Source organism: Pseudomonas sp. LS1212 (assembly GCF_024741815.1).
Taxonomy (GTDB): domain Bacteria; phylum Pseudomonadota; class Gammaproteobacteria; order Pseudomonadales; family Pseudomonadaceae; genus Aquipseudomonas.
The window spans coordinates 5,395,796-5,422,455 of sequence record NZ_CP102951.1 but is presented as its reverse complement, the minus strand read 5'-3'; the positions used below and the strand labels follow the sequence as shown (position 1 = coordinate 5,422,455).

Genomic DNA, 26,660 nt, shown 5'->3' with positions numbered 1-26,660 from the left:
CGCAATCACGCTCTAGGATGGCCCTCATCTGCTCGGTGAGGTCTACCCATGAACAACGCGATCGCAAACCCTGGCGCACACATGAAAGTGCGCGGCATCCACAAGCGCTTCGGTGCATTCACCGCCCTCAATGACGTCTCCCTCGATGTGGCCGCCGGTGAGCTGGTGTGCCTGCTGGGGCCGTCCGGTTGTGGCAAGACCACCTTGCTGCGCTGCATCGCCGGGCTCGAGCGGCAGGACCGGGGCGAGCTGTATATCGGCGAACGCGACATTTCCACCTTGCCGCCTCAGGCACGCGACTACGGGATTCTGTTTCAGTCCTACGCGTTGTTTCCCAACCTGACGGTCGAAGCCAACATCGCCTACGGCCTGTCCGGCAGCGGTCGCGACGAAGTCCGCCAGCGCGTCGGGCAGATGCTCGAACTGGTCGGTCTGTCCGGCAGCGAGAAAAAATTCCCCGGCCAGCTTTCCGGTGGCCAGCAGCAACGCGTCGCCCTGGCCCGTGCCTTGGCGCCGGCACCCTCTTTGTTATTGCTCGACGAGCCGATGTCGGCACTCGATGCCCGGGTTCGCGAGCACCTGTGCACCGAGCTGCGCCAACTGCAGCGCCAGTTGGGCATCACCACCCTGATGGTGACCCACAACCAGGACGAGGCCATGCTGATGGCCGACCGCATTGCGGTGATGAACAACGGCCAGGTCGAGCAGTACGCTACCCCGCAAGAAATCTATGACAAGCCGGCCACGCCCTTCGTGGCGGAATTCGTCGGCCAGGGCAACTGGTTGCCGTTCCAGCGCAGTGGTGACAGCCACGCGCAAGTCGGTGCGATGAACATGCGCCTGGCCCCCGGCACAGGGCCTGCTGCCAGAGGCCGCTTGTTTTGCCGCCCCGAGGCAATCAGCGTCAACCCGCAGGTACACGAGGAAAACCTGTTCCCGGCGCGGGTTCGCGAGATCACTTTCCTCGGGAATCGCTGCCGCATGAGCTTCGAGCTCAATCAATTGCCGGGTCATGCACTATTGGCCGAAGTGACGCCCGAATCGATGCCGCATCTGGGCTCCCAGGATATCTGGGTCGCCTTGCCTCCGCGCAGCCTGCAGATGTTTGCCTGAGATGGCCGGGCAAATCGTCGCACCGGTCGCAGGCAAGGTCGTAGCGCAAAAAAGCCGGACGTCCCTGGGGGATAGGCTGTTCGTGGTGGGCGGCAAAGTACTGTTGCTGGTGTTGCTCTGTGTCGCGGTGCTGATGCCCTTGCTGGCGATCTTCTGGCGCGGCTTCAGCGCCGAGGATGGGCAAGGTGGCGGATGGGCCGCCGCCCGCGAACTGGTGACCAGCGCCAACTTCCACTGGTTGCTGGGCAACAGCCTGAAAGTTTCCTTCAGCGTCGCGGCCATCGTCGTGCCCGTGGCCTATCTGTTCGCCTACGCCCTGCAACGCACGCTGATACCGGGCAAGACCGTCTGGCGCGGGATTTCCCTGCTGCCACTGCTGGCGCCATCGATGTTGCCGGGTATCGCGCTGGTGTATTGGTTTGGCAACCAGGGCCTGCTGCGCGGGTTGTTCGATGAAAATATCTACGGCTTCTGGGGCATTGTCCTCGGCGAGGTGATCTACACCTTCCCCCATGCATTGATGATCCTGCTGTCGGCCTTGTCGCTGGCCGATGCGCGCTTGTTCGACGCCGCATCGAGCATGGGCGCAGGGCCCTGGCGAGCATTTCGCAGCATTACCTGGCCGGCAACCCGGCAGGCGGTGTTCGCTGCCTTCTGCCTGGTGTTCACCCTGACCATCACCGACTTCGGCGTGCCCGTGGTGGTGGGTGGTGATTACCAGGTGCTGGCGCTGGAAGCCTACAAGGCGGTGGTTGGCCAGCAGCAGTTCGGTCGCGGGGCCTTGATCGGCATGGTCTTGCTGCTGCCAGCGCTGTTCAGTTTCGCTGTCGATGCCTGGCTGCGCCGTCGTCAGGGCGATTCCATGAGCGGCCGCGCCCAGGTTTTCCAGCCGGTGCCTTCGCGTCTGCGCGATAGCGGCTACATGGCCTTCGTGTTGCTGGTCTGTGCGGTGTTGTTGCTGGTGTTCGGCATGGCGGTGTACTCGTCGCTGGTCAAATTCTGGCCATACAACCTGTCCCTGTCGCTCGACCATTACCAGTTCGATGAAACCGCCGGCGGTGGTTGGCTGGCCTATAGCAACAGCTTGACCATGGCCGTGGGCAGCGCCCTGATCGGCAGCGTGGTGATCTTTACCGGTGCCTACCTGATGGAAAAAACCTCAGGCCTGCGCGGGCTCAACCTGGTGCTGCGCATGCTCAGCTTCGTGCCGATGGCGGTGCCAGGGCTGGTGTTGGGCCTGGGCTATGTCTTTTTCTTCAACCTGACCGGCAACCCGCTGCATGTGTTCTACGGCAGCATGACGCTGCTGGTGGTGTGCACCATCGCCCACTACCTGACCACGGCACAAATGACCGCGACCACGGCGCTGCGTCAGCTCGATGGCGAGTTCGAAGCTGCCGCCCTGTCGCTCAAGGCGCCGCTGTACCGGCACTACCTGCGTGTAACCGTGCCGATCTGCCTGCCGGCATTGCTGGACATCATCCGCTACCTGTTCGTCTCGGCGATGACCACGGTGTCGGCGGCGATCTTCCTCTACAGCCCCGACACGATTCTTGCGGCGGTAGCCGTCCTGAACATGGACGACGCCGGCAACGTGGGGGGCGCGGCGGCCATGTCGACCCTGATCCTGCTGACGTCTGCAACCGTCTCGCTGCTGCTGGCCGGCGCCTCGCGCGGCCTGCTGCGCCGTTCCCAAGCCTGGCGCCAGACCGCGCCAGGTCAATAAACCTTTACCCACCTGTACTGATCAAGGAACTGCACCATGTTCAAGCCACTTGCTCTTGCCGCTGCTGTGCTCACTGCTTTCAGTCTGCAGGCCCATGCGGCCGACACCCGGTTGACGGTCTACACAGCCCTCGAGGCTGAACAGCTCAAGCGCTACAAGCAGGCCTTCGAAGCGGCCAACCCGGATATCGAGATCAAGTGGGTGCGCGACTCCACCGGCATCATCACCGCCAAGCTGCTGGCCGAGAAAGACCGCCCGCAAGCCGATGCGGTCTGGGGCCTGGCGGCGTCGAGCCTGGCGATTCTCGACCAACAGGGCATGCTGCAAAGTTACGCCCCCAAGGACCTCGCCCAGATCGGTGGCAACTACCGCGACGCCGCCAACCCGCCTGCCTGGGTCGGCATGGACGTCTGGGCAGCGACCATCTGCTTCAACACCATCGAAGCCGAGAAGCAGGGCCTGACCAAACCGGTGAGCTGGCAGGACCTGACCAAGCCTGAGTACAAGGGCAAGATCGTCATGCCCAACCCGGCGTCCTCGGGCACCGGCTTTCTCGACGTGAGTGCCTGGCTGCAGACCTTCGGCGAGAAGCAGGGCTGGCAGTACATGGATCAATTGCACCAGAACATCGGCCAGTACGTGCACTCGGGTTCCAAGCCGTGCAAGTTGGCAGCGGCAGGGGAATTCCCGATCGGTATCTCCTTCGAGTACCCGGCCGTGCAGCTAAAGCGCCAGGGCGCACCGCTGGACATCGTCCTGCCGAAGGAAGGCCTGGGCTGGGAAATCGAAGCCACCGCCGTGATCAAAGGCACGCCGCACGAAGACGCTGCCAAGCGCCTGGCGGACTTCTCGGCAAGCCCGGCTGCGATGGACCTGTACAAGGAAAACTTCGCCGTGTTGGCCCAGCCGGGCATCGCCAAGCCGCAGACCGAACTGCCGGCCGACTACGAACAGCGCCTGATCAAGAACGACTTTGCCTGGGCGTCGAAGAACCGCGACAACATCCTGGCCGAGTGGCGCAAGCGCTATGACGGCAAGTCCGAGAAGGTGGCTCAACAGTAAATCCCTGCAACGCCCTATCGCTGGCAAGCCAGCTCCCACAGGTATGTGCGACGCCTGCCCCTGTGGGAGCTGGCTTGCCAGCGATAGGGCGTTGCACAATATCAGGACATTCTGATGACCAACCAAAGCGACATTCTCATCGTCGGCGCAGGCATCCTCGGCCTGTCTCACGCCTACGCCGCCGCACGCCGTGGCCTGCGCGTTCGGGTGTTCGAGCGCAGCGCCACACCCCTGGGCGCCTCGGTCCGCAACTTCGGCCAGGCCCTGGTCACCGGCCAACCCCCTGGGCAAATGCTCGAACTGGCCAAGGCCAGCCGCCCGATATGGGCACAATGGGCGCAACAGGCAAACTTCAAACTCAAGCGCAACGGTTCGATTCTGTTCGCCCGTACAGAGGAAGAAGAAACATTGCTGGAGGCGTTCTGCGCAGGCCGAGCGATCGAACATGGATACCGTGTGGAGCTGTTGCAGGGCGCCGCGCTCAACGATCTCTACGGCGGCCGGTTCCGTCATCACCGTGCAGCCCTGCGCGGGCTGGACGATCAACAGCTGTATTCACGCGAAGCGATTCCGGCGCTCATCCGCTATCTGCAAAAGGAGTTGGCGGTCGAGTTTCACTTTTCCACGCTGGTGCGCGAAGTCGAGCCAGGGCGTGTGATCAGCACCGCTGGAACCTTTACTGGCAAGCAGGTCGTGGTTTGTTCCGGGCATGATTACCAAACACTTTTGGCCGAACCACTGGCGCAACTGGAGCCGCAGATTTGCCGCTTGCAGATGCTGCGTGCGCGTCCCGAGTTCGAACTGGACCTTCAGCATGCTCTGCTCACCGGTCTGAGTTGCGTCCATTACGGCGCGTTCGCAGATCTACCCGAGGCCAAGGCCCTGCAGGCGCAAATCCAGGCGCACAGCCCGCATTTGCTGGCACATGGCATTCACCTGTTGATCAGCCCGACACCCCACGGCGACCTGATCATCGGCGACTCCCACGACTATGGCCAGGATGCCTCGCCCTTCAATGCCGAGCAGGTCGATGAGTGGATGATCGCACTGGCCGAGCAGACCCTGGGTGGCCGCATCAAGGTGGTGGAACGCTGGCAGGGCGTCTACGGTGCAAGGGGGCCGGGGCCGTTCTCGTTGCTGCAGGTCGCCCCTGGCTTGAATGCGGCGTTGATGCACACTGGCGTGGGCATGAGCGTCGGCCCGGCGTTGGCCGAACAGCACATCGCCCGTTTGCTCGGTGAAACAGACAAACAATAAGAGAGAACCTGATGATAAGAACCCCCTCGCAGATCGTCGACGAAGTGTTTGCCCTGTACCAGCGGCATGGTGATGCCGACTACATTGGCGAGCCGGTATCGCAACTCGAGCATATGTCCCAGGCCGCGCAGCTGGCGTTGGCCGAAGGCTACGACGATGAAGTGGTGTTGGCAGCGTTTTTCCACGATATCGGACACATTTGCGAGAGCGATGAAGGCGGCATGGGCGGCTATGGCGTAGTCAGCCATGAGCGGGTTGGCGCTGATTATCTGCGTCGTTGCGGTTTCAGCGAACGCATGGTGCGGCTGGTGGAGTATCACGTTCAGGCCAAGCGCTATCTGACGCTGAAGGAGCCGGGCTATTACGAGCGGCTTAGCGAGGCCAGTCGGCGTACCTTGGGGTATCAGGGTGGGGTGATGACGCCTGATGAGGCGGCAGCGTTTGAGCAGGATCCGCTGTGTGAGGTGAGCTTGCGTATGCGGCAGTGGGATGAGAGGGCCAAGGAGATGGCGGTGCCGGTTATTGATTTGCATGTGCTCAGGGACAAAGCTGAGCGTTTGTTGAATTAGATTTTTTTGTTGTCAGGTTGGGCCTCATCGCGGGCAAGCCCGCTCCCACAGAGATAGTCCGCGTTGTCGCTATCTCCTGTGGGAGCTGGCTTGCCAGCGATGGCGGCCTAAAGCTCTTGCGCCAGAGCTTCGAGCTGCTCCTGCCGCTCCGCCTGGCTCAAGCGCACCTGCGGATTAAGCGAAGACCACTGTGGATGCGCCCGAGCCTTGCTCAACGCCTCGGGCAATTTACCCTCGCGCCAGCTTTTATCCTGCGGCGTAGCCACCTTGATGCTATCCATGGCCGCATGGCGACGCACGTTCAGCGCCTCAAGCAATTGCCGTTGGCGCAGGGCGAGCAGGCGCAGCACGCTGTCGTCGACCGTCAACTCCCGCTGGCCCTTGAGCTTGCCGAGCAGGCGCGAACCATAGCTGCGCGCGGTCTGCAGGGCACCGCCGGCCAATGCTCCGGCCAGTGCAGCCGCGCCCAGCGTCAGGCCACCCACCAGCAAGTCGACCCCGGCACCGGCTGCCGCACCCGCTGCTATACCACCACCGACCCGCACACCCAATTGCTTGAGCGTCTCGGGGTTGAACAGATCGTCGCCCCAGCGGCCATCGAGCAAGGGCAGGTCGCTGGTGGCAGCATCCTGTTGGCGAAACGCATAGAGTTTGAGCAAGGCTTCGACACAGCGTTGCTCGCGCTGGCGGATGTCCTGGCGCAGCGTGTTGATGGCAGCGATTTCCTGATCCAGCTCGGCGACCACGCTGCGCCGGTAGGCCGCGCAATCGAGCAACAGTTCGGCGATTATGCGCCGTGCGCTCTGCAGGCGGGCCTCGCGCTGGGCCTGCTGGTCGTCGATCAACCGTTGCAGCGCGGGGCGGGAATTTTCCAGGAGCAAGGCCAGGCTTTCGTAAAGACGCCGCTCGCCATCTTCGGGCGGTGCCACGCTGTCGAAACGCACCAGTGCATGCAGCCCGAGGCGGGCCAGGGCTTCGCGCCAGTCACCCTCACGATGGTCGTCGCTGGCAACAAAGTTGAGCACCGGCAACAGCGGTTTGCCGCAGCTCGCCAGCACCTCCAGTTCATCCCGGTACTTGGCCAGCACCGGTTCACGCGCATCGATCACATACAGGCCGACATTGGAGGCGAGCAGTTGCCGCAAGACCTTGGCCTCCTGCTCGAAACGTTGCCGGGCCTCGCTGCCCTGGAGAAATCGCTCCAGCCGCGCCGGGCCGTCCAGCCGTTCGCCGGGTCGCTCCAGGCGTTCGAGGTAGTCGAGCAAGGCAATGGCGTCTTCAAGGCCGGGGGTGTCGTAGAGTTCCAGCAGGGCCTGGCCATCGACTGACAAACGTGCGCCTTCGACATGCCGGGTGGTGCTCGGCCGATGGGACACCTCACCGAAGCCGACATCGCGGGTCAGGGTGCGCAACAGCGAGGTCTTGCCGACATTGGTGTGGCCCACCACTGCAAGCTTCAAGGGGTTAGTCATGCCCGCTCTCCAGCCAGGTCAGGGGAGCCGTGTCGGCGAAGGTCAGTTCCAGCTTCTGCAGGGCGTCATGCCAGTCCCCCAGGCGTTCGGCGTCCAGTGCCTGGCCCACGGGGGCTTGCAACAGCCAGATCCGCGTGGCCCCGGCGTAGCGCGCCAGCTCGGCCAGCAGTGCCAGGCTGCCGCGATCAGGGGAGCGTCGCGGGTCACAGGCAACCACAAGTCGCGCGGGTGGGAAGCGGGTCATTTGTTCGAGCAGCTTGTGCCGGGACTCGCGACTGTCCAGGACGCCGGCGTTCATCACGCTGTCGGGCAGCTGCGGCGGCCAGGGGCGTTGATCGTCCAGCTCCAGACCGACCAGCAAGGCACCGGCGCTCTCGCCCTGGGCCACGGTGCTGGTCACTTGATGCAACTGCTCAGGTGCTTCATCGTTGACGCCAAGGCGTTCACTGCTGGGCATCAACGGTTCGCGCAGTTGGCTGTAACTCGGCAGCTTCAAGTCCAGGCCGAGGCGGGCGCGACCACGCTGCCAGCGCCAGAAGCAAAAAGCGGCGAGCAGCAGTCGCGGCAGGATGCCGTACACCACCAGCACTCCGACCAGCCAGGCAGCCCAGGCCTGCCGGGCGTTTTCGACTGCCAGGGCACTGTCGCCGCTGGCGCGGATCATGCTCTCGTCCGGGACACTGAAGCCGAGCAGGGCGGGCAGGGCGCCCAGGGCCTGGGTCAGGTGGACGAAGGTGTCGGCACCCAGGATGGTAGTTTCCCAGACGAACCCGTAACGCCGGGTGGCCAGCAGCATCAGCAGGACCACCAGCGCACTGCTCAAGGCCAGTAACCAGAGCAGGTGAACGAGAGTGCCCAGCAGCCAGCGGTTGAGCCGCTGGCGTTGCAACAGCAGCACCATGGCTGGCGCCAGGTGTGCAGCCTGAGCATCGCGCGCGAGTTTCTCGCTGAGCCACAACCACAGGCGCCCGAGGCTGGCAGCGTGTTCGCCGGCCATCAGCAGGCCCAGCGCCCAGCCGAGCAGTAACAGCAGGTTCAACCCGAGCAGGCTGCCCAGGGCCCAGAACACATTGACCGGTTGGTTGCCCAGGGCAGCGAAGGCGAGCCCGGCGCCGCTGAAAACGGCCAGGGCCAACAACACCATCAGCGCCAGGCGCGCGCCTTGTTTCCAGTGGGTGAGCCCGGCGAGCAAACCGTCGCGCTCGGCCAGCCAGAGGGCACGGTTTTCGATGCGGGTTGTCAGGTCGCCGCCCAGGTTGCGGGCGCGGCGGTTGGCTTCAAGGTCTTCGAGGGGGCCGGCGTGTTCTTCACGCAGGCGCACTGCTTCGGTCAGCCAGAGTTTTTCCAGGGCAGTCATTGCAGTCGCGAGCATCCATTGATCGAGTCAGCCCAGAGCATAACCCAGGCGCGGGCTGATCGAGAGGCGATGCTCTGGTATCCTCGCGCACATGAAGACATCCCTGCCCCTGAGCCTGATCGCGGCACTCGCTGAAAACCGCGTGATCGGCATCGACAACCGCATGCCCTGGCACCTGCCGGGGGATTTCAAATACTTCAAGGCCACGACCCTCGGCAAGCCGATCATCATGGGTCGCAAGACCTGGGATTCGCTTGGCCGGCCACTGCCGGGCCGCCTCAACCTGGTGGTCAGTCGCCAGCCGGGGTTGCAGCTCGAAGGTGCCGAAGTGTTCTCGTCCCTGGATGCAGCCATCGTCCGGGCCGAAGCCTGGGCACGTGAGCAAGGCGTCGATGAGCTGATGCTGATTGGCGGCGCGCAGTTGTATGCGCAGGCGCTGGAGCAGGCCGATCGCTTGTACCTGACTCGCGTGGGCCTGAGGCCGGAGGGGGACGCCTGGTTCCCCGAGTTCGATGAAAGCCAGTGGAAGCTGACCTCGACCGTGGAAAACCCGGCGACTGCCGAGGCCCCGGCCTACAATTTCGAGGTCTGGCAGCGGGCGTAAAACCGGCAAACCCATGGCCGGCAGCACGATCAGCGCGGGCCGAACTCAAGGTCACGATCGCGCTTCCACAGAGTTACGCAATGTGGGAGCGGGCTTGCCCGCGATTGGGCCTCGAAGAGGCCCCTCCTGGCCTTCCAGAAATACGTCCTAGGAACTATCCTGCGCAAGCTGTCGCCTGCGGATGATTGTCCGATCCACGTCACGGGGCTACCTTCGCTCAGTCGCTGAACCCAGCGATCGGGCGTGAGAACCCGGTGATCGTGGCGTGCAATAGCGCCGTTATGGCAGCTCTGCGCGGGCAGGTTCGCGCCTGGCCGGTTTCCACGTTCATCGGTTCTCACCCCGCGCATGGCTGCCACCCATTCCCGTGAGAAGGAGGGTGGCAGTACCTATCAAACGTGGAGAACCTGTACATGAAGAAAATTGTCCCCGACCCACCGTTCACCCTCGGCAAAACCACCACCACCCCATTCGGCACCTGCGACGCCGGCCACGCGCCATTGTTCGCGGTACGCGATGGCATTGCGGCTGAAGATGCGCTGATTCATGCTTCGTTGCTGTTACGTGGCGTCTGCGACACCACCAGTGCCTGTTGCCAACAAGCCAGCCGCCTTGAGCAAAACGGCTTGCTTTGGTCCAGCCTTCACAATGCCGAAATGGCCAAAGCCTTGGTTGATGCCGTACTCGATGGTATGCAAGTCTGAGCGCCGTTCACAAATTCCTGTAGCCGCTGCCGCAGGCTCGGTGCGCCGCTGCGACGCTCGCCTGTGAAACAGGCGCAGGATCTCAAGATCGCCGGGGGCCTTTCGGCCCCAGCGCAGCCTTCGGCAGCGGCTACAGGGTCCGTCTGCATATTTCGGGAGCCATAAAAAAACCGGCGCCTGAGCGCCGGTTCTTCATTGCCGTAACGACTTACAGCCCGTCGAGCATCGCCTTGTTACGCACAGCACCCTTGTCGGCACTGGTCGCCAGCAGGGCGTAGGCCTTCAGCGCAGTGGTCACTTTACGCGGACGCACTTCAACCGGCTTCCAGCCCTTCTTGTCCTGCTCGACACGGCGGGCGGCGAGTTCTTCGTCGCTGACCAGCAGGTTGATCGAGCGGTTCGGGATGTCGATCAACACCTTGTCGCCATCTTGCACCAGGCCGATCGCACCGCCGGCAGCCGCTTCTGGCGAAGCATGGCCGATGGACAGGCCCGAGGTACCGCCGGAGAAACGTCCGTCGGTGAGCAGGGCGCAGGCTTTGCCCAGGCCCTTGGACTTCAGGTAGGAAGTCGGGTAGAGCATTTCCTGCATGCCCGGGCCGCCTTTCGGGCCTTCGTAGCGGATGATGACGATGTCGCCTTCCTTCACTTCGTCGGCGAGGATCCCGCGCACGGCGCTGTCCTGGCTTTCGAAGATCTTCGCGTTGCCTTCGAACACGTGGATCGACTCGTCGACGCCGGCGGTTTTCACCACGCAGCCATCCAGGGCAATGTTGCCGTAGAGCACGGCCAGGCCGCCTTCTTGCGAATAGGCGTGCTCGAAGCTACGGATGCAGCCGTTCTCACGGTCGTCGTCGAGGGTTTCCCAACGAGTCGACTGGCTGAACGCGGTCTGGGTAGGGATACCGGCCGGGCCTGCCTTGAAGAAGTGGTGCACCGCCTCGTCGTCGGTCTGGGTGATGTCCCACTTGGCGATGGCTTCTTCCATGCTGCGGCTGTGCACGGTCGGCAGGTCGGTGTGCAGCAGGCCGCCACGGGCCAGCGAGCCGAGGATGCTGAAGATGCCGCCGGCGCGGTGCACGTCTTCCATGTGGTACTTCTGGATGTTCGGCGCCACTTTGCATAGCTGCGGCACGCTGCGCGAGAGACGATCGATGTCGCGCAGGTCGAAGTCGATCTCGGCTTCCTGGGCGGCGGCCAGCAAGTGCAGGATGGTGTTGGTCGAACCGCCCATGGCGATGTCGAGCATCATGGCGTTCTCGAACGCCTTGAAGTTAGCGATGTTGCGCGGCAATACGGACGCGTCGTTCTCGCCGTAGTAGCGCTTGCACAGCTCGACGATGGTGCGGCCGGCTTGCAGGAACAGCTCTTCGCGGTCGCTGTGGGTGGCCAGGGTCGAACCGTTGCCCGGCAGGGCCAGGCCCAGGGCTTCGGTCAGGCAGTTCATCGAGTTGGCGGTGAACATGCCGGAGCACGAACCGCAAGTCGGGCAGGCGCTGCGCTCGTATTCGGCGACTTTCTCGTCGGAAGCGCTGGAGTCGGCGGCGATGACCATGGCGTCGACCAGGTCCAGGCCGTGGCTGGCCAGCTTGGTCTTGCCGGCTTCCATCGGGCCGCCGGAAACGAAGATCACCGGGATGTTCAGGCGCAGGGCGGCCATCAGCATGCCGGGGGTGATCTTGTCGCAGTTGGAAATGCAGACGATCGCGTCGGCGCAGTGGGCGTTGACCATGTACTCGACGGAGTCGGCGATGATCTCGCGGCTCGGCAGCGAATAGAGCATGCCGTCATGGCCCATGGCGATGCCGTCATCGACCGCGATGGTGTTGAATTCCTTGGCCACGCCGCCGGCGCGCTCGATTTCGCGGGCGACCAGTTGGCCCAGGTCCTTGAGGTGGACGTGGCCGGGTACGAACTGGGTGAACGAGTTGGCGATGGCGATGATCGGCTTTTTGAAGTCGTCGTCTTTCATCCCGGTGGCACGCCACAGGGCGCGCGCGCCGGCCATGTTGCGGCCGTGGGTCGACGTTTTCGAGCGGTAATCAGGCATGTAGCACTCCGGGCGGCTAATCAGTATTCGTAAGGGAGTGAGCTTCTCTTGTCCTTTGCACGGGCGACAGGTGCTCGCGGGTGCGGATGAAGCCGGTGACGCTACGGGATCGCCGCGCGCTCGGCCAGAGCTCATAAACCCGCCGGGGGATGATTGGCGATGAATGGGGCCGATTCTACACGGCTGGAGGCGGGAAGGAATGGTGCTGCCGATCAGGAGCGCGGAATGTCGCTGTTTCCGGACAGTATGCGAAAAGTCAGGAGCAATCCGGCCAGGCCCAGAATGGTCAATCCAACCCCTAGATTTTGATCCAGGTTGTCGCTCGCAATGGTGACCACTGCACTGATAATTCCGCCGAAAATGAACAGGATTGTGTTGCTCAGGGACGCGGCCGCGCCCGCGTTATGGGGAAATATGTCCATGGCGCCGGAGGTTGCAGCTGGGCGGACGATGGTAGTGCCGACTGTGCAGATGATCATCGGCAGTAAAATGGTGATCAGCGACAGATGAAGAAGGGTGTTAAGAGCAAGCACGACAACACCGGCAACGTTGATCAAGCTCAAGCCAATGATGATTTGTGCCGTGGACTTGATGTGGCGGTGGAGCAAACCGGCGCAGATGCCACCTACGACGTAAGCGGCCCCATAGATCAACAGTGCCAGGGAGAATTCGTACTGGGACAATCCGAGGTGCTTTATCAGCAAGATGGGTGAAATGACGATGAATGAAAAGTGACAGGAGAAGGCAATGGCTGATAGGAGTGAGTAAGCTAAAAAGTACTTATTCGTAGCAATGGTTTTGTAGGAGTTGAGCGGATTACATTTGCTATTTGTTTTTTTCGGTAATGGACTGTTCAGAAACAAATAGGCCATAGCAAAAATGATGGCGGCGATAGCTATGAAAATGTAGAAGCTCCCTTGCCAGTTGAGCACTTGTTGTAAATAGGCGCCTGCCAATGGCGACGTCGAGATAAAAATGCCGCTGGCGGTGGTGAGTAAAATCCGTACTTGGGTTCTCTCTTGGTCGTTGAACATATCCTGGACCAATGCGTGCGTCAGAACGAAGCAGCCGCAGCCTATGGCTTGCAAGAATCTTGAAAGGACAAAGAAAGAGAACGTCGAGGCATAAATACAGCCAATTGCGCCAAGAATTGAGACGATCAAGCCCGTCAACAACAGACCTTTGCGACCTATGGCATCCGAAATAGGTCCCAGAATCAACTGGGATAGCGAGACGCCAATTGCAAACAGGCTGACGGAGAGGGCGATGTTTGGTAGGGGCGTGCTGAAGTGCGCGGAAATTGCGGGGAATGAGGGCAGTATTACGTCAAGTGGAAATACACCGAGTAGTGACATCATAAGAAGCAATGCTAGTGCAAAGAATTTCAAGGTGCAGGTTTTCGACGTTCTCATTTCGAGGGAGTTTTCATTCATCGATGATTCCTTCCGCGATAAAAATATTTCTATAGTGGTTGCTGTCCAACATCCCAGACTTTTTGATGGCCAAAATTGTTGATGTGGCTCCGCTTTGTATGGCCTTGGAAGTAATTTTGTTGTCGCTTAAGTGTCCCAGGATTTCTGTGGTTACGCCTACAGGTACACCGGCAATTAAAAGACTTTTTTCTAGCCAGGGGATGTCTGTTTTAAAATATATTTTTATTATTTTTGGAAGCGTAAGCGCTGTAAAATCTCTTTGCTCGCTTGTCATGTTCTGCCAGAAGTGCATGAAGACTATTGTAAAATAACGACAGTGCTTCGCTTCGTCGTATAAGTGATCGCGGAACATCATATAGACAGGTGTGACCAGTTGGTCGTTGGTGATGGATGAAAGTTCCTTGGCTATGATGGTTTCGGAAACGAAACCTGCGAGAAAGTAAACGAGATCAATGTTTTTCGCGTCGACGGTGTTGATGAGCTCAAAAATAGCGTCAATTCGTGCAGGAGATGAAATAAAGCGCTTGTATGCATAGCGCTTAGCCACTTGCTCGGCGAGTTGATCAGAGAAGAGCGCGTGGTAACCTTCATCGGTGTAAAGCTGAAGTCCTGCCGCTCTCATTTCTAAGGGCGGTATTATACCGAGTGAGTCATGTACGACTATTTCAACGGCCCGATTGACTATTTTGTGCTCAAGGATGGTGGTGTAATCCAAAAAATAGACCAGGTGACTGGCAAGTAGCTTCCGGATGCTGTCGGGGTCGGCGCTTTTGAAAAAAGGATGCTGTAAATAAGTGAGCATGGCAGGCGGGAACCAATCTTTTTTCATGATTTCGGCATCGGTCAGTGCATGAATATCGTATGCGTTGGGGCGTGAGCGCACCGAGGAGCTCTGATCCCAGTCACCTAACGTGGATGGTAAAGTCTGCCGCTGGTCCGCAGAAACATTATGTTTATGTGTCTTCATGGCACTGCTCTTGTGTTTTTAGGAGGGACTTGAGCTTTTCGGAAATAATTTCACCATTGCTGTATCCGGCAGCTACGAAAAAAAAGCAATTGTTCGGATGGGTTGGGCAGAGGGATGATTTTTTCAACACTGCTTTCGTTTATTGCTCCTGTTAGCCAAGTGCTAAGCCCCAGAGCAGTGGCTACTAGCTGAAATGTCTGAGAAATATGGCCAACTTCTATCAAGGCCATTCGGTAAGCACGAGAGTGCTCGTACTTCCACCACATTTTGTCAAATCTGGAGGTCAGAAATATTCCGAATGGAAGATTGTTGCTAAAATGCTGCCCTGAGAGTAGCTCTCCGAGATGAACCTGATTTGAGCAGTTCAGAAGACTTAAAGCGTGAGACTTGGGGTTGTAGTAATAGACACCGGGTTTGAGTCCCTCGACGTTGCGCGCATACAGGTAACCTTCCGCTGAGTTTAAACCACCGCCCGAAGGGCTACTACGACGCAAACACAAGTCCGCTGGTAGTAGATGGTTTCCGCTTTGGTTTCTTTCTTTCAGGTAGCCCAATGAAAAGTACAGCAATGTACTTATATTTTCCAGAGTCACTGGCCTGTTGAGGAAGACCCTGCGGGTAGCTCTTTGCGTCAGTGCGTCTGTAAGGTTCAAATGGCAAAGAGAGTTTGACGGCAGAGGCAATTTTAGTAGGGGTGATTGAATTGTATCGAAGTTTTCGCAAGGCACGCTAGTCGAAAGAACTTCGTCGCAGTGTGCAAGGTAGTGTGTTGCCCATTCATTTTCGTCGATGGGGGTGTTTTCGTATGGGATGTCCTTAGTGCCTATGTGATATATTTTTGACAGGATGTCCCAGCCCCAGTCAGTGTAACGCCCCGTATCTTTAATAAGTACGCCGTATTTCAAGAGAGCCGCATCGATTTCATTTGTGTCATCGAAGATTGAAATGTCCTTTACGAGCCTGAAAAAGCGATTTTGATAACGGGGGGTTAACTCGAATTGCTGATGGTTTTTATAATCCCATAGGATCGTTGCGGGTGAGCGTGGAAGGATAAATAGAAAGGGATTTATGTGCATTGAAAGCCTCTTTGATCAGACTGTTAAGATGGGCTGGTAGCCGGCACTCCCAGCTCATCTATTTTTCAATGCTTATTTAGAACGCACCAAGCAGTGCAGGTTGGCGATTTTTTTGGATTCCATAATGATGGTTTTCATTTTTGATTCCTCAGTTTTAGTTTTGATTGCCACTGTTGTAGTGGCCACTGAAGAATAGTCTGCAACAATTAGCTGTACAGGTGGAAATTTCCTGGCGTCATGTAGGATATTTCCGGGAGTGGATGCTGTTGAGCAGGACTGGATAGTGTTGAATGTTGCTTGCTGATCTGCTCGTTTGTGTCCACTCATCGCGAGATTTATTAACGCGAGAGGGGATTGGAAATTCTTGATTCAGTCAGGGGAGTTCTTTCGGGCCCCTCAAGCAACGAGTCGATCAAGGCGCGAACTATTTCGATCTGCTGGATCGTTCCCAGCACCAGAGCCTTGTCATTCAAGCTCAAACTGTCGGCCGCTTCCCAGGCTGTGGCTTCTGCGTAGCCTAGAAGTGCCGAGGCATGTGTTAAGGCTTCTTCGGCGACAGCCTGGCGGCAGCTGCTACAGAGGTCGGGGGGTATGGGCCTGTAACAGCTGCCGAAGGCTGCGTCAGGCCCGAAGGGCCTTCGCTCTTAGCTGTTGGGCAACAACCGGCAGGTAATGCTCTTGATATAGCGAGTCTCTGGAATCGCCGGGTGCACCGGATGGTCCGGGCCCTGGCCGCCGCGTTCGAGCAGCTGGATGTTGCGGTCCAGGTGGCGGGCGCTGGTCAGCAGAATGTTCTGCAGGTCGTCTTCGGGCAGGTGCATCGAGCAGGATGCGCTGACCAGGATGCCGTCCTTGCTGAGCAGGCGCATGGCTTGTTCGTTCAGGCGGCGGTAGGCAGCTTCGCCGTTTTTCAGGTCTTTCTTGCGCTTGATGAAGGCGGGCGGGTCGGCGACGATCACGTCGAAGCGCTCTTCGGCGGCTTTGAGTTCCTTCAAGGCTTCGAACACATCACCTTCGACGCAGGTGACTTTCTCGGCGAAGCCGTTCAGCGCGGCGTTGCGCTCCACGCCGTCGAGGGCGAAAGCCGAGGCGTCGACGCAGAAGACTTCGCTGGCGCCGAAGGCACCGGCCTGCACACCCCAGCCACCGATGTAGCTGAACAGGTCGAGTACCCGCTTGCCCTTGACGTAGGGCGCCAGGCGCGCGCGGTTCATGCGGTGGTCGTAGAACCAGCCGGTCTTCTGGCCTTCCATGACCGGCGCTTCGAACTTCACGCCGTTTTCTTCGAGTGCGACCCACTCCGGCACCAGGCCGAAGGCGGTCTCGACGTAGCGATTGAGGCCTTCGGCATCGCGCGCGGCGGAGTCGTTCTTGAACAGGATGCCGCTGGGCTTGAGCACCTGGATCAGGGCAGCCAGCACGTCATCGCGGTGTTGCTCCATGGTGGCCGACGCCAGTTGCACCACGAGAATGTCGCCGAAGCGGTCGACGACCAGGCCCGGCAGCAGGTCGGAATCACCAAAGACCAGCCGATAGTACGGCTTGTCGAACAGGCGCTCGCGCAGTGACAGGGCGACGTTGAGGCGGTGAACCAGCAGCGACTTGTCCAGTGGCACTTTGATGTCGCGCGACAGCAGGCGTGCGCAGATCAGGTTGTTCGGGCTCATGGCGACGATGCCCAGCGGCTTGCCGCCGGCGGCTTCGAGCACCGCCTGGTCGCCAGCCTTGAAGCCATGCAGTGGGGTGGCGGCTACGTCGATCTCGTTACTGTAGACCCACAGGTGACCAGCGCGCAGGCGGCGATCGGCATTGGCTTTGAGGCGAAGGCTGGGCAGGGACATGAAGTCGCTCCGGAAAAAAGAGCGAGATTATAGCGCGTCAGCCGGGTTGCCGGCCCGGCCGACGACAAATAGCAGGTTCAGCCGCCCATGGCTTCGATCAGTTGCTTGCTGAAGGCCGGAATGTCAGCGGGCTTTCGGCTGCTGATCAGGTTGCCGTCGGTGACGACTTCCTGGTCGACCCAGAACCCCCCGGCATTGGTAATGTCATCCTTGAGGGTTTTATAGCTGGTCATGGTCTTGCCCTTGACCAGGCCAGCAGACACCAGCAGCCAGCCGCCATGGCAGATCACCGCGATGGGCTTGCCTTCGGAGTTGTGCGCCTTGATCAGTTCCTGTGCAGCCGGGATGCAGCGGATCGTGTCGGAGTTCTGCACGCCGCCAGGCAGAACGATCGCGTCGTATTCATCGATGTTCGCGGCTTCAAAGGTCTTGTCGACATTGAAATCGTCGGCCGGTTTGTCGTGATTCCAGCCTTTGACCTTGCCGGCGTTCTGGGAAAGGATGTCGACTTTGACACCGCTTTTTTCCAGGGCCGCCTTGGGCCCCGTCAATTCCACTTGCTCGAAGCCATCTGTGACCAGAATGGCAACGCGTTTGCCGTTCAATGGTTGGGTCATGGGGGTCTCCACATTAACAAACATTTGCATAGTCGGACCCGGCAGGACGATAAAGTTCCTTGCACAGGGCATAGTTATTGTCCGATCCGCCCCTTGCAGGGTTAAAATCGCCGTTCAGCCCCGAGTGTCCCGTCATGTCCCAAGCGCTTTCCGCCGAACAGATTCAGCAGGCTTTGCAAGGCATCAGTGTGCCGCCTCAACCGCAGATCATGGTGGATCTGCAGATGGAGCAATACATGCCCGACCCTGATCTGGAGGTGATCGCCCGCTTGATCTCGCAGGATCCGGGGCTTTCCGGGGCCTTGTTGAAGCTCGTCAACTCGCCCGGCTACGGCTTGGGCAACAAGATCACGTCGATACAGCGCGCGGTGAACCTGCTCGGTAGTGGCTCGATCATCAACCTGATCAACGCCCAGTCGATCAAGGGCGAGATGACCGACGAGACCATCGTTACCCTCAACCGCTTTTGGGATACGGCTCAGGATGTGGCAATGACCTGCCTGACCCTGGCCAGGCACATCGGCTTTCAGGCCGTCGACGAAGCCTATGCGCTGGGCTTGTTCCACGATTGCGGCGTGCCGCTGATGCTCAAGCGCTTTCCCGATTACATGAGTGTGCTGGAAAAGGCATACGCCGATGCCGGCCCGGACAAGCGAGTAGTGGATACCGAAAACCAGCTGTTCAGTACCAACCATGCGGTTGTCGGCTATTACACGGCCAAGTCGTGGCGCCTGCCTGAACACCTGAGCAACGCCATCGCCAATCACCACAATGCCAAGGCGATTTTCAGCGACGAGACCACGGCTAACGGCCAGCTGAAAAATCTGCTGGCGATCCTGAAGATGGCGGAGCACATTGGTTCCTCCTACCGGGTACTCGGCAACCAGACCGATGACCATGAGTGGAACAGCATTGGCCATTGGGTGCTCGATTACGTCGGTCTGTCGGACTACGACTTCGAGAACCTCAAGGCAACCATCCAAGAATCGGGTAGCCACTGATTTCCCATGCCTGAATTACCAGAAGTCGAAACCACGCGGCGCGGCATTGCGCCCTATCTCGAAGGCCAGCGCGTCAATCGCGTGATCGTCCGTGACCGGCGCCTGCGCTGGCCGATCCCGGAAGACCTCGATGTGCGCCTGTCCGGGCAGCGCATCGTCAGCGTGGAGCGTCGGGCCAAATACCTGTTGATCAATGCCGAGGTAGGCACGTTGATCAGCCACCTGGGCATGTCCGGCAATCTGCGGCTGGTCGAGGTGGGGTTGCCGGCACTCAAGCACGAGCATGTGGATATTGAACTGGAGTCCGGCCTGGCCCTGCGCTACACCGACCCCCGGCGTTTCGGCGCGATGCTCTGGAGCCTCGACCCGCTCCATCATGAACTGTTGCTCAAGCTCGGGCCGGAGCCGTTGACCGAGCTGTTCGATGGCGAGCGTCTGTTCCAGCTTTCGCGGGGGCGGGTCATGGCGGTCAAGCCGTTCATCATGGATAACGCGGTGGTGGTCGGTGTCGGCAATATTTATGCGACCGAAGCCCTGTTTGCCGCCGGTATCGATCCGCGTCGCGAGGCGGGGAGCATTTCCCGTGCGCGCTACCTTAAGCTGGCGGTCGAGATCAAGCGCATCCTGGCCCATGCCATCGAGCGTGGCGGCACCACCTTGCGCGACTTTATCGGCGGCGATGGTCAGCCCGGGTATTTCCAGCAGGAACTGTTCGTCTACGGGCGTGGTGAGGAAATGTGCAAGGTTTGTGGCAGTACCTTGCGTGAAGTCAAACTGGGCCAGCGCGCCAGCGTGTATTGCCCGCGCTGCCAGAAATAGTCCTGGCCGACACATCCGGTAGCGGCGCCACACCGCCGCGAGCCTGACAAACGGCCCTGAGCTGATAGAGTGAAACGACACTGTTTCACGCTATCGGCAGAAGGATCCTGCATGAACCCGTTACGCACGCTCTCGATCATCATGGCTTTGTGTGTGAGCCTGCAGCTCTTGCCTGTGCAGGCCGACGTCGCCCAAAGCGGCAGTGGCGATCCCGCCTACCAGCTCCAGAATCCTCCCGCCTACGCCATGCTCGGCGACCTGCCCGGGCGTCTGTGCCTGGGCAGCGACGGTGCACAGCGCCAGCAGGAGACCAGGCAGCAGTGAACGAAAGCTCAACGCCTGGCGCATCCAACGCTCCTTCCCTGGATCTGGGCTTATGCCTTGCCGGTGATTTTCCGGTATTTGGCCATCAGCTCTTCTTGAGTTTCCGGATGGGCTTCATCGAGTGGGATGCAGTCGACCGGGCATACCTGCTGGCATTGCGGCTCGTCGTAGTGGCCGACGCATTGGGTGCAAAGGTTAGGGTCGATCACGTAGATCTCTTCGCCCTGGGAGATGGCAGCGTTCGGGCACTCGGGTTCGCAGACGTCGCAGTTGATGCAGTCGTCGGTGATGATCAGGGACATGGGGACTCCGGCCAGGGTTCAAGGCCCAGGCATATGAAAACTAATGCGTACAATTGTGCCGCATTAGCGCCCGCAGTGCACGCGGGCGCGGCTTTCATGCGTCGGATGTCAGCGCTTGAAGCGCTCGGTCAGGGCATCGGCCACGATAGGGTGGACGAATTTGGTGATATCGCCGCCCAATGCCGCTATTTCGCGGACCAACGTCGAGGAAATGAACGAGTAACGCTCCGACGGCGTCAGGAACAGGCTTTCGACGTCCGGTGCCAGCTGGCGGTTCATGTTGGCCAGTTGAAACTCGTACTCGAAGTCGGAGACGGCGCGCAGGCCACGCAGGAACACATTGGCATTCTGCTCCTTGGCGAAATGTGCAAGCAGCGTGGAAAAGCCGACCACTTCGACATTGGGCAGGTGCTTGGTGACCTCGCGAGCCAGTTCTACACGCTGTTCCAGAGGGAAAAGCGGGTTTTTCTTCGGGCTGGCGGCGACCGCAATGATCACGTGGTCGAACAGGCGCGAGGCGCGTTCGACCAGATCGCCATGGCCCTTGGTAATAGGGTCGAAGGTACCTGGGTACAACACTCGGTTCATCGCGTCGTCCTGGCGGGAGTGCGTTGGGGATTCGGATGGTATCGCAGCATGAACGGTCGGCCAAGTCGCGCGATACGGTAGATCGGACTATAGACAAGGCGAACAATCCTTGTCATCAGGCTGTACGCAGCCTTTGTGCCAGGGCCGTGGCCAGTTGCGCGCTCAAGCCATAGACCGACAACTGCGGGTTGGCGCCGATGCTGGTCGGGAACAACGAGCCGTCATGGATCGACAGATTTTGCAGTTGGTGGTGGCGGCCGAGGCTGTCGGTCACCGCCCGATTCGGGTCCTCGCCCATGGCGCAACCGCCCATGACATGGGCGCTGCCCAGGCGAGTGCGGTACAGCTCCAGGCTCAGGTTGTCGATCATCTGCTGCGCTTGCGCCAGGGTCGATCTCTGATTAGCGAATGAACAGCTTGAACACCAGCTTTTTCAGGGCTTTGCCATAGGGTGGATAGATCAGGCGTGCGGCATTGAAGCGCTGTTTGATCAATACGCTCTTGGCCTTGCTGAAGGTCAGGAACCCTTCATGGCCGTGATAGTGGCCCATCCCCGAGGCACCGATGCCGCCGAACGGCAGGTCGTCCTGTGCCACATGCAGCAGCGTATCGTTCATGCAGGCACCGCCGGAATGGGTGTGGTCGAGTACCCGCTGCTGCTCGGCCTTGTCATAGCCGAAGTAATACAGCGCCAGTGGCCGAGGACGCTGGTTGATGTAGTCGAAGGCTTCTTCGATCTGGCTGTAGGGCACGATCGGCAACAGCGGACCGAAAATTTCATCCTGCATGACCCGCATATCGTCGTTCACGTCGAGCAGCAGGTGCGGCTTCATGGCGCGGCCCTGGCGTTGTTCCTGTGGGTACAGGTCGATGATCTTGGCGCCTTTGCGCCGGGCGTCGTCCAGGTAGCCATCGAGCCGGGCCAGGTGCCGTTCGTTGATGATCGCGGTGTAATCCGGGTTGTTCGCCAGGTTGGGGTAGAAATCGTTCACCACCTGGCGGTAGGCCTCGACGAAGCCTTCGACGCGCTCTTGCGGCACCAGCACATAATCGGGGGCGACGCAGGTCTGACCGGCGTTGAGGGTCTTGCCGAAGGCGATCCGTTCGGCAGCGTCCTTCAACGGTACATCTGTCGATACGATCGCAGGCGACTTGCCGCCCAGCTCGAGGGTGACCGGTGTCAGGTTCTCTGCCGCGGCGCGCATGACATGTCGGCCAACGCTGGTAGCGCCGGTGAACAGCAGATGGTCGAATGGCAGTTTCGAGAACGCCACGCCGACGTCGGCCTCGCCGAGCACTACTGTAATCAGATCCTGAGGGAATACACGTTCGAGCAGGGTCTTGAGCAATTGCCCGGTCGCCGGTGTCGCCTCGCTGAGCTTGAGCATGACCCGGTTGCCGGCCGCCAGGGCGCCGGTCAATGGCCCCATGGCCAGGAACAGCGGGTAGTTCCACGGCACGATGACCCCGACAACACCCAATGGCTGATAGACCACCTTGGCTGCAGCGGGCTGGAAGGCCAGGCCGACCTTGCGCCGCGAGGCTTTCATCCAGCCCTTGAGGTGCTTGCTGGCGTAATGGATCCCCTGCACGCTGGGCATCAGTTCCGCCAACAGGGTTTCGTCGGCGCTGCGTTGGCTGAAATCGCGGCTGATGGCCTTGATCAGGGCTGTTTGTTCATTGATCAGTAGCTCATGCAAGGTCTTGAGCCACTGGCGGCGCTGCGCGGCCGTGGGCATGGGATTCGCCGCAAAGGCCTGGCGTTGAGCCGCAAACAGTTGCTCAAGTTCGCTGAGCGAGGATTGCGACCCTTGAAGGTAAGCGACATCGGCAGTCATGACGGGCTCCACGGCGAAGGATTGATCTTGAAATAGAGCATATACTCTAGTAATCTGGATGTGCGAGTCTTTTACGTAAAAGGCCGATGCATTCATCGGCGCATAAACCGTAAGATGACAGCATCAATTCAAGCTCATGCCCTGGAATCGATCATGGCCCCGCGAATAAAAACCCGCGAGCGCATCGTGCAAAACAGCCTCGAACTGTTTAACCAGCAAGGTGAGCGTAGCGTCAGTACCAACCATATCGCCGCGCATATGGAGATCTCGCCCGGCAACCTGTATTACCATTTTGCCAACAAGCAAGAGATCATCGCGGTCCTGTTCAGCGAGTACGAGAGCCTGGTCGACAGCTTCTTGCGCCCGCCGCAAGGACGCCTGGCGACCGTCGAAGACAAGCGCTTCTATCTGAAGGAGCTGCTGGCGGCGATGTGGAACTACCGTTTCCTGCACCGGGACCTGGAACACCTGCTCGACAACGATGCGGAGTTGGCCGAGCGCTACCGGCGCTTCTCCCAGCGTTGCCTGATTCAGGGGCAGGCGATTTACCGTGGCTTCGTTGACGCGAATATCCTGAACATGGACCCGGTCCAGATCGAATCGCTCACGCTCAATGCCTGGATCATCCTGACGTCCTGGGTGCGCTTTCTCTGCACCACGCGGGAAAACTCCGCGCACTTGAGCGAAGAGGCGATCAAGCGTGGTGTCTATCAGGTGCTGGTACTGGAATTGGGCTTCGTCACCGGCCAGGCCCGGGCGGCTGTCGATGCCTTGTGCGAAGAGCTTTATGTCCCACTGAACCGCGCCCTGGAGCAGTAAGCCGCCCAGGTCGTGCGTGCAGTGTTCACTGATTGTCATTGACTCGGGAGGCTGCCATGCCCATTGCGCAACTGATAGAACCCCAGCAGCTCTATGCTCGTCTCGAAGAGCCGGGGCTGGTCATTCTGGATTGTCGTTTTGCCCTGGAAGATATCGAATACGGCCGGCGCAGTTATGCCGAGGGGCATATTGCCGGAGCCCACTTCGCGGACCTCGAGCGCGACCTCAGTGGGCACGTGGTCAAGGGCGTAACCGGTCGCCATCCGCTGCCGCCACCGGGGCGGCTGATCGAGCGCCTGCAGAACTGGGGCATCAATGCCGACAGTGAAGTGGTGCTGTACGACGACGGTCCTGGCGCGTTTGCCGCCCGTGCCTGGTGGTTGCTGGCCTGGCTGGGCAAGCGCAACGGCGTCTACCTGCTCAATGGCGGGCTCAAGGCCTGGCATGCCGCGGGCCTGCCGCTGAGCCTGGACCCGGCACCCACGGAGGTGGGACATTTCAGTGGCAAACCGGATCCACACATGCTGATCACCGCGCAACACCTGCATGAGCGACTGGGCGATCCTTGCTTGACCTTGCTCGACGCACGCGCTCTGCCGCGCTTTCGCGGTGAAGTCGAGCCGATCGACCCGGTCGCTGGCCATATCCCTGGCGCTCAATGCGCAGCCTTCACCGAAAACCTTGGCACCGACGGGCGCTTCCTGCCTGCCGAGCAGCTCAAGCAGCGTTTCGCTGCCAAGCTGGGCGAGCGCTCGCCCAGTGATGCCGTGTCATATTGCGGTTCCGGGGTGACGGCGTGCCACAACCTGTTCGCAATGTCCCTGGCCGGCTACCCCCTGGCCCACTTGTACGCGGGTTCCTGGAGTGAGTGGATCACCAACCCGCAGCGTGAGGTTGCCACCGGCGACCAGGGCTGAACCGGGTCAGAGCGGTAGCTGGCCCAGCGCCCAGCGCAGCAGGAAGAACACCAGCAAACCGCCGCCGATGGTCGCCAGCAAATGGCGGGTCACGGCGGCGATGGCGATGGTTGCCAGGCCTGCCGTCAGGTAGGCGTTGTCGAAGCTCAAGGCCCAGTGTTCGCCATCGGGCACAAGCATGCCGGGCACCACGATGGCGGTCAGTACGGAGGTCGGCACATAGTGCAGGCCCTGGCGGACCACCGGGGCAAAGCGCAGTTGCGGAAAGGCGAACAAGCTGTAGCGCAGGGCGAAGGTGATCGCGGTCATGCCCAGGATCAGCCACCAGTAACTCATGAGTGCACCCCGCGGGCCTGTTTTCCGAGCTGGCGTCGTTCCAGCACTACCCCCGTAGCGATGCCGCTGAAGGCCGCCGCCATCAAGCCCAGTTTGTAGGGTAGGGCATGGGTAGCCAGGGCGACAGCGCCGGCGACCAGCGCGGCGGCGATCTGTGGGTAGTTGCGCAGCAAGGGCACGACGATACCGATGAACGTCGCCAGCATGGCGAACTCCAGCCCCCAGCTGGCCAGATCCGGCACGGCCTGGCCGAACAGCACTCCCACCAGCGAGCTGGATACCCAGCACAGATACAGCGAAGTCGTCACGCCCAGCCAATACCAATGGGCCAACGGCTTGTCGCCATGCACCAGATAGAAGCGCTGGACCACGGCAAAGGTTTCATCGGTCAGCCAGAAGGCCAGCAGCACGCGCCAGCGCTGCGGCAACTGGCTGACATGGGGTTGCAGCGTGGCGCTGTAGAGCACGTGACGCAGGTTGACGATAAAGGTCGTCAGCAGGATGACCACGGTGCTGGCGCCTGCGCCGAACAGGCTGATGACGATGAACTGGGCGGAACCGGCATAGACGAACAGTGACATGCCGACGGCCTGCCACAGTGACAAGTGGGCGGCGCCCGCCAGGGTGCCGAAGATCAGGCCGAACGGGATAATGCCCACGGCCATCGCCGAGCTGTCGCGTACGCCTCGGGAATACAGTTGTTGACGGGACATGAGACTCTCCTTGAGAGGCGCATGTTAGTCACTCGGCTCAAGGCTGTCTTGAACGACTTTGTGCAGGTTTACGTTCGCCGCCATTCATCCGCTTGCACCGTCCAGCCATTGGGGGATTCGGCGTTCCAGGTAATAACCCGGTTTACTCAATGAACCCTCGACAAAGCCCACATGCCCGCCCTTGGCGTGCAGTTCCAGGTGGGTGCTGGCGGGCAGTTCGTTTGCACCGGGAACGCTATGGGCGAACACGAAAGGATCGTCGGTGGACTGGATGATCAGCGTCCGCGTCTTGTTCTCGCCCAGGTAGTAGCGGCTTGAAGCACGGCGATAATAATCATGGGCATCGGCAAAACCATTGAGCGGAGCGGTGACGCGGCCGTCGAACTCCCAGAATGTCCGCATGTTTTTCAACGGCCCCAGCCGGCTCAGGGCGGCCAGCCCCTCGCTGTGCCCTTCGTGCTGGAAGCGTCGTTGCTTGTCTTTGACATAGGCGAGCATCTCGCGCATGAAATGCGCCTGGTAAATCCGCGAAAAGCCCATGCCGATACGGTCGGCGCATTGGTCCAGGCGAAACGGCACCGAAACCGCGACCGCTGCCTGCAACTGGCTGGCCGAGCCGACCTCGCCCAGGTGCTTGAGCAGGACATTGCCGCCCAGTGAATAACCCACGGCATACAGTGGTGCCTGCGGGCGGGTAGCCCGTAGGTGGTCGATGGCTTCGGCCAGGTCTTCGCTGGCGCCGGAGTGGTAGCTGCGTGGCAGCAGATTCGGCTCGCCCGAGCACCCGCGCCAGTTCAACGCGACGCTGGCCCAGCCCTGGCGCGACAGCGCGGCCTGCAATCCACTGACATAGTGCGAAGCGGAGGAACCGGTCAGTCCGTGCAGGACCAGCACCAGTGGTGCGTTGGCCTGATGCGGGCCATGCCAGTCGAGGTCGAGAAAATCACCGTCCGTGAGCCAGATCCGTTCACGCTGATGCTGCAAGATGACCTTTTTTCGGCAGAGCGGTCCCCATAGCGTTTGCAGGTGAGGATTGGCCAGTCCCCAGCCGGGGGTGAACACGGCGGGTGGACTGGCGCGCTGGGCGCGCTTGGTGGCGTCGGTGGTCATGATTCCGGCAACAGGTCGTTCTTGTAAGAGTCTGGGCCGGGAACG

The 26,660-nt window shown here is 60.3% G+C and carries 26 protein-coding genes and 1 pseudogene; 12 read left to right on the top strand and 15 right to left on the bottom strand.

Features of this window, described 5'->3' with window-relative positions; all coding sequences use genetic code 11:
* Positions 1–48 precede the first annotated feature (48 nt).
* The 5 genes from NVV94_RS25405 to NVV94_RS25385 all read left to right on the top strand — a co-directional run bounded on the left by NVV94_RS25405 (position 49) and on the right by NVV94_RS25385 (position 5,727).
* On the top strand, positions 49–1,113 hold the full coding sequence (locus NVV94_RS25405) for a putative 2-aminoethylphosphonate ABC transporter ATP-binding protein (protein WP_258445024.1): 1,065 nt from the start codon (positions 49–51) through the stop codon (positions 1,111–1,113).
* 1 nt (position 1,114) lies between these two features.
* Positions 1,115–2,839, top strand: coding sequence for a putative 2-aminoethylphosphonate ABC transporter permease subunit (locus NVV94_RS25400; protein ID WP_258445023.1), 1,725 nt, complete (start codon positions 1,115–1,117; stop codon positions 2,837–2,839).
* A 36-nt stretch (positions 2,840–2,875) separates the two neighbouring features.
* Positions 2,876–3,901: a putative 2-aminoethylphosphonate ABC transporter substrate-binding protein gene (locus NVV94_RS25395; protein WP_258445022.1), complete on the top strand. Its 1,026-nt coding sequence runs from the start codon at positions 2,876–2,878 to the stop codon at positions 3,899–3,901.
* A 114-nt stretch (positions 3,902–4,015) separates the two neighbouring features.
* Positions 4,016–5,158, top strand: coding sequence for a TIGR03364 family FAD-dependent oxidoreductase (locus NVV94_RS25390; protein WP_258445021.1), 1,143 nt, complete (start codon positions 4,016–4,018; stop codon positions 5,156–5,158).
* A gap of 11 nt (positions 5,159–5,169) precedes the next feature.
* Positions 5,170–5,727: a phosphonate degradation HD-domain oxygenase gene (locus NVV94_RS25385; RefSeq protein WP_258445020.1), complete on the top strand. Its 558-nt coding sequence runs from the start codon at positions 5,170–5,172 to the stop codon at positions 5,725–5,727.
* Between the two features lie 107 nt (positions 5,728–5,834).
* Here NVV94_RS25385 and NVV94_RS25380 read toward each other — a convergent pair whose 3' ends face one another.
* Both NVV94_RS25380 and NVV94_RS25375 read right to left on the bottom strand, forming a co-directional pair.
* Positions 5,835–7,199, bottom strand: coding sequence for a GTPase/DUF3482 domain-containing protein (locus NVV94_RS25380; RefSeq protein ID WP_258445019.1), 1,365 nt, complete (start codon positions 7,197–7,199; stop codon positions 5,835–5,837).
* A complete protein-coding gene (locus tag NVV94_RS25375; RefSeq protein WP_258447822.1) occupies positions 7,192–8,556 on the bottom strand; it encodes a DUF2868 domain-containing protein in 1,365 nt (454 codons plus the stop codon). The genes NVV94_RS25380 and NVV94_RS25375 overlap by 8 nt, the downstream gene beginning before the upstream one ends.
* 91 nt (positions 8,557–8,647) lie before the next feature.
* Between NVV94_RS25375 and NVV94_RS25370 the strand changes: the two genes are divergently transcribed.
* Both NVV94_RS25370 and NVV94_RS25365 read left to right on the top strand, forming a co-directional pair.
* The gene (locus NVV94_RS25370) at positions 8,648–9,160 is read left to right on the top strand and encodes a dihydrofolate reductase (protein ID WP_258445018.1); all 513 of its coding nucleotides are present in this window, start codon (positions 8,648–8,650) and stop codon (positions 9,158–9,160) included.
* Between the two features lie 413 nt (positions 9,161–9,573).
* Positions 9,574–9,864, top strand: coding sequence for a DUF3077 domain-containing protein (locus NVV94_RS25365; RefSeq protein WP_258445017.1), 291 nt, complete (start codon positions 9,574–9,576; stop codon positions 9,862–9,864).
* A gap of 208 nt (positions 9,865–10,072) precedes the next feature.
* Here NVV94_RS25365 and ilvD read toward each other — a convergent pair whose 3' ends face one another.
* The 6 genes from ilvD to NVV94_RS25335 form a co-directional block, all read right to left on the bottom strand.
* Complete coding sequence (gene ilvD / locus NVV94_RS25360) at positions 10,073–11,914, bottom strand: dihydroxy-acid dehydratase (RefSeq protein ID WP_258445016.1); 1,842 nt, start codon at positions 11,912–11,914, stop codon at positions 10,073–10,075.
* Positions 11,915–12,126: 212 nt separating this feature from the next.
* Positions 12,127–13,347: a Bcr/CflA family efflux MFS transporter gene (locus NVV94_RS25355; RefSeq protein ID WP_258445015.1), complete on the bottom strand. Its 1,221-nt coding sequence runs from the start codon at positions 13,345–13,347 to the stop codon at positions 12,127–12,129.
* The gene (locus tag NVV94_RS25350) at positions 13,340–14,314 is read right to left on the bottom strand and encodes a diiron oxygenase (protein ID WP_258445014.1); all 975 of its coding nucleotides are present in this window, start codon (positions 14,312–14,314) and stop codon (positions 13,340–13,342) included. Before NVV94_RS25350 ends, NVV94_RS25355 begins: the two co-directional genes overlap by 8 nt.
* 50 nt (positions 14,315–14,364) lie before the next feature.
* On the bottom strand, positions 14,365–15,390 hold the full coding sequence (locus NVV94_RS25345; RefSeq protein WP_309304275.1) for a SagB/ThcOx family dehydrogenase: 1,026 nt from the start codon (positions 15,388–15,390) through the stop codon (positions 14,365–14,367).
* A gap of 644 nt (positions 15,391–16,034) precedes the next feature.
* Complete coding sequence (locus tag NVV94_RS25340; RefSeq protein ID WP_258445013.1) at positions 16,035–17,231, bottom strand: class I SAM-dependent rRNA methyltransferase; 1,197 nt, start codon at positions 17,229–17,231, stop codon at positions 16,035–16,037.
* A gap of 77 nt (positions 17,232–17,308) precedes the next feature.
* Positions 17,309–17,848: a type 1 glutamine amidotransferase domain-containing protein gene (locus tag NVV94_RS25335; RefSeq protein ID WP_258445012.1), complete on the bottom strand. Its 540-nt coding sequence runs from the start codon at positions 17,846–17,848 to the stop codon at positions 17,309–17,311.
* A 188-nt stretch (positions 17,849–18,036) separates the two neighbouring features.
* On the opposite strand from NVV94_RS25335, the gene NVV94_RS25330 reads away from it, so the two are divergent.
* From NVV94_RS25330 to NVV94_RS25320, 3 genes are all read left to right on the top strand, one after another.
* Positions 18,037–18,849 (top strand): HDOD domain-containing protein, encoded by an 813-nt coding sequence (locus NVV94_RS25330; protein ID WP_258447821.1) that lies wholly within the window; start codon positions 18,037–18,039, stop codon positions 18,847–18,849.
* A 6-nt stretch (positions 18,850–18,855) separates the two neighbouring features.
* Positions 18,856–19,668, top strand: coding sequence for a bifunctional DNA-formamidopyrimidine glycosylase/DNA-(apurinic or apyrimidinic site) lyase (gene mutM, locus NVV94_RS25325; protein ID WP_258445011.1), 813 nt, complete (start codon positions 18,856–18,858; stop codon positions 19,666–19,668).
* 111 nt (positions 19,669–19,779) lie between these two features.
* Positions 19,780–19,992: a hypothetical protein gene (locus tag NVV94_RS25320; RefSeq protein WP_258445010.1), complete on the top strand. Its 213-nt coding sequence runs from the start codon at positions 19,780–19,782 to the stop codon at positions 19,990–19,992.
* A gap of 50 nt (positions 19,993–20,042) precedes the next feature.
* Here the strand turns inward: NVV94_RS25320 and NVV94_RS25315 are convergent, their stop codons facing one another.
* From NVV94_RS25315 to NVV94_RS25300, 4 genes and pseudogenes are all read right to left on the bottom strand, one after another.
* The gene (locus tag NVV94_RS25315; RefSeq protein ID WP_054058398.1) at positions 20,043–20,294 is read right to left on the bottom strand and encodes a YfhL family 4Fe-4S dicluster ferredoxin; all 252 of its coding nucleotides are present in this window, start codon (positions 20,292–20,294) and stop codon (positions 20,043–20,045) included.
* Positions 20,295–20,402: 108 nt separating this feature from the next.
* Positions 20,403–20,882 carry a pantetheine-phosphate adenylyltransferase gene (coaD, locus tag NVV94_RS25310; protein ID WP_258445009.1) on the bottom strand — a complete coding sequence of 160 codons (480 nt, stop codon included), beginning with the start codon at positions 20,880–20,882 and terminating at the stop codon, positions 20,403–20,405.
* 115 nt (positions 20,883–20,997) lie between these two features.
* Positions 20,998–21,255, bottom strand: a pseudogene (locus NVV94_RS25305) (GMC family oxidoreductase); the annotation flags it as partial.
* Positions 21,256–21,283: 28 nt separating this feature from the next.
* Entirely contained in the window at positions 21,284–22,720 is a 1,437-nt protein-coding gene (locus NVV94_RS25300) for a coniferyl aldehyde dehydrogenase (RefSeq protein ID WP_258445008.1), read from the bottom strand.
* A 153-nt stretch (positions 22,721–22,873) separates the two neighbouring features.
* Between NVV94_RS25300 and NVV94_RS25295 the strand changes: the two genes are divergently transcribed.
* Positions 22,874–23,539, top strand: coding sequence for a TetR/AcrR family transcriptional regulator (locus tag NVV94_RS25295; RefSeq protein ID WP_258445007.1), 666 nt, complete (start codon positions 22,874–22,876; stop codon positions 23,537–23,539).
* Positions 23,540–23,595: 56 nt separating this feature from the next.
* A complete protein-coding gene (locus tag NVV94_RS25290; protein WP_258445006.1) occupies positions 23,596–24,456 on the top strand; it encodes a sulfurtransferase in 861 nt (286 codons plus the stop codon).
* A gap of 6 nt (positions 24,457–24,462) precedes the next feature.
* On the opposite strand, the gene NVV94_RS25285 is transcribed toward NVV94_RS25290, so the two are convergent.
* The 3 genes from NVV94_RS25285 to NVV94_RS25275 all read right to left on the bottom strand — a co-directional run bounded on the left by NVV94_RS25285 (position 24,463) and on the right by NVV94_RS25275 (position 26,615).
* Positions 24,463–24,792, bottom strand: a complete 330-nt coding sequence (locus NVV94_RS25285; protein ID WP_258445005.1) for an AzlD domain-containing protein — start codon at positions 24,790–24,792, stop codon at positions 24,463–24,465.
* On the bottom strand, positions 24,789–25,505 hold the full coding sequence (locus tag NVV94_RS25280; protein ID WP_258445004.1) for an AzlC family ABC transporter permease: 717 nt from the start codon (positions 25,503–25,505) through the stop codon (positions 24,789–24,791). The genes NVV94_RS25285 and NVV94_RS25280 overlap by 4 nt, the downstream gene beginning before the upstream one ends.
* An 84-nt stretch (positions 25,506–25,589) precedes the next feature.
* Positions 25,590–26,615 carry a hydrolase gene (locus tag NVV94_RS25275; RefSeq protein ID WP_258445003.1) on the bottom strand — a complete coding sequence of 342 codons (1,026 nt, stop codon included), beginning with the start codon at positions 26,613–26,615 and terminating at the stop codon, positions 25,590–25,592.
* Positions 26,616–26,660: the final 45 nt, after the last annotated feature.